General features: G+C 33.7%; 6 protein-coding genes. 4 read left to right on the top strand and 2 right to left on the bottom strand.

All coding sequences use genetic code 11. From position 1 onward, the window contains the following. Nucleotides 1–766: phosphomethylpyrimidine synthase ThiC (locus MVY38_RS01460; protein ID WP_297482697.1), on the bottom strand; the 766-nt coding region annotated here is incomplete at its 3' end. Nucleotides 767–959: 193 nt separating this feature from the next. On the opposite strand from MVY38_RS01460, the gene MVY38_RS01455 reads away from it, so the two are divergent. The 4 genes from MVY38_RS01455 to MVY38_RS01440 are packed head-to-tail and all read left to right on the top strand — an operon-like array spanning nt 960 to nt 4,663. After that, complete coding sequence (locus MVY38_RS01455) at nt 960–2,084, top strand: bifunctional 2-C-methyl-D-erythritol 4-phosphate cytidylyltransferase/2-C-methyl-D-erythritol 2,4-cyclodiphosphate synthase (RefSeq protein WP_297482694.1); 1,125 nt, start codon at nt 960–962, stop codon at nt 2,082–2,084. 1 nt (nt 2,085) lies between these two features. Beyond that, entirely contained in the window at nt 2,086–2,973 is an 888-nt protein-coding gene (locus tag MVY38_RS01450; protein ID WP_297482691.1) for a response regulator, read from the top strand. After that, entirely contained in the window at nt 2,951–4,141 is a 1,191-nt protein-coding gene (locus MVY38_RS01445) for a sulfate adenylyltransferase (RefSeq protein WP_297482688.1), read from the top strand. The genes MVY38_RS01450 and MVY38_RS01445 overlap by 23 nt, the downstream gene beginning before the upstream one ends. 12 nt (nt 4,142–4,153) lie before the next feature. Further along, the gene (locus MVY38_RS01440) at nt 4,154–4,663 is read left to right on the top strand and encodes a phosphatidylglycerophosphatase A (protein ID WP_297482686.1); all 510 of its coding nucleotides are present in this window, start codon (nt 4,154–4,156) and stop codon (nt 4,661–4,663) included. On the opposite strand, the gene MVY38_RS01435 is transcribed toward MVY38_RS01440, so the two are convergent. Continuing rightward, a partial coding sequence (locus MVY38_RS01435; protein WP_297482682.1) for a mechanosensitive ion channel family protein occupies nt 4,644–5,610 on the bottom strand: 967 nt, incomplete at its 5' end. The two genes, MVY38_RS01440 and MVY38_RS01435, sit on opposite strands and share 20 nt — an antisense overlap.

Below are 5,610 nucleotides of genomic sequence, written 5' to 3'. Positions count from 1 at the left end.
CTTTAAGCTCACCAAGTTGCGCATCATCAGAAGCATCAGCAAGACAACCCGGACGAAGCGAATCGCCAAGTGAAAGACTTACATCATATTTTGCACAAATATCCAAAATATCGTCAAATGCAGAGTAGAAAGGATTTTCTCTATGGTAATGCATCATCCATGCAGCCATCAATGAACCACCACGAGAAACTATACCCATTTTTCGTTTTGCAACTTTTGGCATCGTCTCTAGTAAGAAACCAGCATGAATTGTAAAGTAAGAAACACCCTGTTTTGCTTGTCTCTCAAGAACTTCAAGCATAACTTCAATAGTTAAATCTTCTATTTTGTTATTTACATCATGTAAAATTTGATAAATTGGCACCGTACCAATTGGAATTTTTGAAGCATTAATAACTGCTCTTCTAATCTCATCCAAATCACCACCTGTACTTAAATCCATTGCAGTATCTGCTTTATAGTGTTGAGAGACTTCCATCTTTTCAACTTCACCCATAACATCAGAAGCAATTGCAGAAGAACCAATATTTGCATTGATTTTACATTTACTTGCAATCCCTATAGCCATTGGCTCTAATGAAGTATGATTTACATTCGCCGGTATTATCAATCTACCACGAGCTATCTCACTACGAACTAGTTCAGGAGATAAATCTTCTATTTTTGCGACATATTCCATCTCTTGTGTAATTATGCCCTCTTTAGCGTAATACATCTGTGTTCGCACAGTATCATTTTCACGCTCTTGTACCCATGAAGATCTCATAGTTTCTCCTCAATTTTTTATATTTATATGATGGAAATATAATCAAATAAAGTTAATCTAATATAAAGTAGCATAATTGATAAGATTCTTTATGCAGTATTTGAAATTCAAAGTGACTAATTTACACAATCAAGATAAAAAAAAGCTTTCTAAGTGTATAATTTCGTAACACTTTTTAAGTAGAGGAGCCTTATTGTCAGATTTAACTCTTGTTTTATTAGCAGCGGGAAGCTCTAATCGTTTTGATATGGGTGTTAAAAAACAGTGGTTACGCATAGATTATAAACCATTGTGGCAATTTGTAGCAGATAGCTTCAATCAAACGCAGCGATTTTCACAGATTATTATAGTTTCCTCATCGGATGATATTGCTTTTATGCAAAACTATACAGACTACACTCTAGTAGAGGGTGGGAACACAAGACAACAATCTCTTAAAAATGCACTAAAATTCGTAGAGAGTTCTTATGTACTTGTAAGTGATGTAGCAAGAGCGTGTATAAGTGAAACACTCTTCCAACGCATAATAGATGAAAAATCAAATTATGACTGCATTGTTCCTTATCTTAAAGTAACCGATACTGTAGTATATGAAAACGCCACTATAGATAGAGAAAAAGTAAAACGAATACAGACTCCACAACTCTCAAAAACAACAGTTCTAAAATCTGCACTCCAAACTACTGAGGAATTTACAGATGAGAGTAGTGCCATTGTTGCAAATGGTGGCAGTCGGGGGTATGTTTTAGGTGATGAAGATGCTCATAAAATCACTTTTGTTCATGACTTAAATAAACTGCCATGCCTTCAAGCACCATCAAATGACATTTTTAGTGGGAATGGCTTTGATGTGCATGCCTTTGATGATAAGGGTGAGATGTATCTTGGTGGTCTTAAAATTGATGTTGATTATGGATTTAAAGCACATAGTGATGGTGATGTAGCACTTCACGCACTTATAGATGCACTTTTAGGTGCTGCGGGAATGGGCGACATTGGTATGCTTTTTCCTGACAATGATGATACTTATAAAGGTATTGATTCAAAAGAGTTACTTGCTAGGGTTGTAGAAAAACTTTACAATTATGGTTTTATTATTGTAAACACAGACATTACAATTGCTGCACAAAAACCACGATTATCCTTATATAAAGATGCTATGAGAAGAGTTATTGCAGATATTCTTCGTATAGACAAAGCAAGAGTCAATGTTAAAGCAACAACAACAGAAAAACTTGGATTTATTGGACGAAAAGAGGGTGTTGGTGTAATTGCCAATGCCAATTTAAAATATTTTAACTGGAAAATGATAGGATAAAATGAAGATATTAATTATAGAAAACGAAGTATATTTAGCACAAAGTATTGCAACAAAACTTGGCGAACTCGGTCATAACTGTGAAATGTGTACATCGACAAAAGATGCCATTAGAGGACAAAACTACGATGTAGTGCTACTCTCAACAAATATTAATGGACAAGATTTCAATCCTGTTATAGAGACTTTCAAGCACTCTATAGTTATTTTAATGGTTTCCTATATTAGTAATGATACAGTTTCAAAACCTCTTGCAGCAGGTGCAAAAGATTATATTCTCAAACCATTTATGATAGAAGAGCTTATAAGAAAAATAGACCATTACCAAGACTATGAGAAGCTTAAAAAGAGAAATGAAGCCTATGAAAAGTACCTTGAATATAATTTTTCAAGTGTTGAACATAAGCAGTCTATTGAAAATATTGAACTACCCCTTTTCATCTCATCAAGTTTTCAAAAATATAGTGATGCTTTTGCCTATGAATATGCTAAATCACAAGATTTACCTATTCACTTTATTTCCCTTAGTAGCTCAAAGGCATTAGCAGAAATTGAAAATCTTCCACAAAATTCTATTGCCTATATTATTGACTACCAAGCTCTCAAAAAAGCTGACAAACAAAAATTCTGTACTCTGTTAGAAGGTAAAAAAGCCATTATTTCAAGTAGCGATAAAATTGAAGATGTTGCGTTTAGAGTTATAGAGATTGAAAGTGAAAAAAATGTTTTTGACAAAGGAGAAATTCTTCCTATTGAGGATTATGTAAAATTTATTGTTCTTAATTATCAAGACAAATATCCCGATACGGAGCTTTCCAAAAAACTAGGCATCAGCCGTAAAAGTTTATGGGAAAAAAGAAAAAAATATGACATCATCAAGAAAAAATAAAACTCTTTTTATTGATAAAGAGGCAGCTTCTGTCTTAGAACTTGTAAAAGAGGGTCTGCTCTCTCCTGTAACAAAACTTATGAGTGAGGCAGAGTCTCTTGAAGTCTTACAAACGGGACTTATAAATGGGCAATCATTCCCCTTTCCTTTTATACTCGCGCCTTCTGGTAAAAAAAATGAAGAGGTCATTGCATCTCTAAAAAAAGAAGAAGAGGTAACTATTATATGTGATGGTGAGGTATTTGCAACACTTGTTGTAAACGACACCTTCCAGATAGATCCAAAAGAGAGAGTAAAACATATATATGGAACAGATGATTTAACGCATCCTGGGGTTATGGCTACTATTAAAAGAATTGGAAAATGGGCTATTAGTGGCAAATACACAATCTTTCATAAAACAAAAAATCAAAACAAACTAAAAATTGAAGCTGCTAAAAAGCTTATTGATGCCAAACATACAAGCTCTCTAATGATGGGGGCAAATCCACTACATCGTGCACATGAAAGACTTATTCGACAGAGTCTTGAAGATACAGACCTGCTTGTAATTTTTTTACTCAAACCTTATAATAGTGCAAACTTACAATATGAAGTAAGAAAAGAGGCTTTAGAGTATTTTATAAACAACTTTTTACCAAAAAACAGAGTCATTATTATTCCACTTGAAAATAGCTATATTTTTGCTGGTTATAATGAGATTATCATTGATGCCATTGTTGCAAAAAACTATGGTTGTGACAGACTTACTATTGGAAGGAACCATGCGGGTTTAGGTATGTTTTATGATTGTAATTCAAATAAGTCCATCATTGACAAAGTGACAGGAATTAATATTGATATAAAAGTAGCAAGTGAATATGTCTACTGTGATGAGTGTAAAACACTTGTCAGCAAAAATACTTGCCCACATGGACAACACCATCAGATCTCTTACCATGCAGACTCAATTCTTGAGCTTTTAGAAGCAGGACTTTTGCCTCCCGCTGTTTTAATGAGAAAAGAGATTTCAGCATTTTTACTCTCAAAACTTTTTCCTAACAGATTTAAAAATGTCGAAAAACTCTACTATGACACCTTTCCAGTAAAAGGTCTACTAGAAGAGCATACAGAAAAAGATTTTTACTTAGAGCTTATGAAACTCTACCAAACAACTTCACTTACATAAGGAAACAGATATATGAACTGGCTTTTTTTAACTTTAGGTTATAGTGGTCTATCGCCAAAGGCACCTGGTACAATGGGTACACTTGTCTCACTCCCTATTGGTATGGCAATTTTAATCTACTTCGATACAACAACACTTTTTTTAGCGGCTCTACTTATCTCTGTTATCGCCATAAAAGTCATAAACCAGTATGAACAAGAGACAGGCAATCATGATGACCAAAGAATTGTAATTGATGAACTTGCAGGAATGTGGTTTGCTCTTAGCATTGCCCCTGCAATCTCTGTTGCATCAAATCAAGTGCTTACTCTAAGCAATGGTTTTTTAATAGAGTCTCTCTTATCATTTGTACTTTTTAGATATTTTGACATCACAAAACCATCTATAATTGGACGAATAGATAGAGAAGCTCCAGGGGGTATTGGTGTTATGGGTGATGACATCATAGCAGGTTTTGCAGCTGGTATCTCTTCAGCTGCACTCTGGCAAGGGTGGCTCTATATTAGTCAAAATCTTCTGTAATCTCTTTTTTACCACTTTGCGTTTCATTATAAATAGAGAGTGATGGAAACGCAAACTCAAGAGAATTTTTCTCAAATATATCCATAATTTTTTCCATAACATCCTGTTTTGTTTTTAGCCAATCTTCCCAATCTACAGATTTAGTAAAACAGTAAACTAAAATATTGATACTTGAAGAATCAAATGCATCAAGATAAACCAAAAGTGTCTTTTTAATCCCTTGTAAATCCTCCCTAGAGACTAATTTGGCAGAACGACGAAAATCTTTATATTCATATTTTGTATTTTTACTTGCAATATCAGGATGCAGTACAAGCATCTCTCTTATCTCATTGACTGCGTTTACAATATTCTCTTTTTTAGAATCATACTTCACACCAAGAGACATTTTAATGCGTCGTCCAAGTTTTCTTTTGTTCCAGTTCTTAATATCTTTTGCAGCAAAAGTTCCATTTGGAATTGCTATAAGCGCATTATCAAATGTACGCAGAGTTGTTACTCGAAGACCTATCTCAACAACAACACCCTCTTTACCATTTATTTCTATCCAATCTCCCTGAGAAAAGACCTCACTAAAAAGAACAGAGAGTGTTCCAAAGAAATTTGATATTGTATCTTTTGCAGCAAATGCAACTGCAAAACCACCTATTCCTAGACCTGAAAGAACTGCTGTTAAATCAACTCCACCCAAATAAAGCACAATCAGTACGCCTATAAGTATAATAATAAAGTTAATAATTTTAAGACCAACATTTATAAGTTCACTCTTTACACCTGTTTTCCTTGCATCCATACTGTTTACTTTAATCGCAGCAAGCGCATTTATAAAGATGTAAATAATAGCTGTAAAATAGATACCATAAATTATATTGAATATTACTGTAGCTGTTTCACTATTACTAAAATTATTTAATACATATATAATAATATTAATATTAATGATGATA

The organism is Sulfurimonas sp., from assembly GCF_027056685.1.
In the GTDB taxonomy this organism is placed as follows: Bacteria; Campylobacterota; Campylobacteria; order Campylobacterales; family Sulfurimonadaceae; genus Sulfurimonas.
Note: the sequence above shows the minus strand (reverse complement) of the source record. Positions and strands in the feature narration are given on the sequence as shown.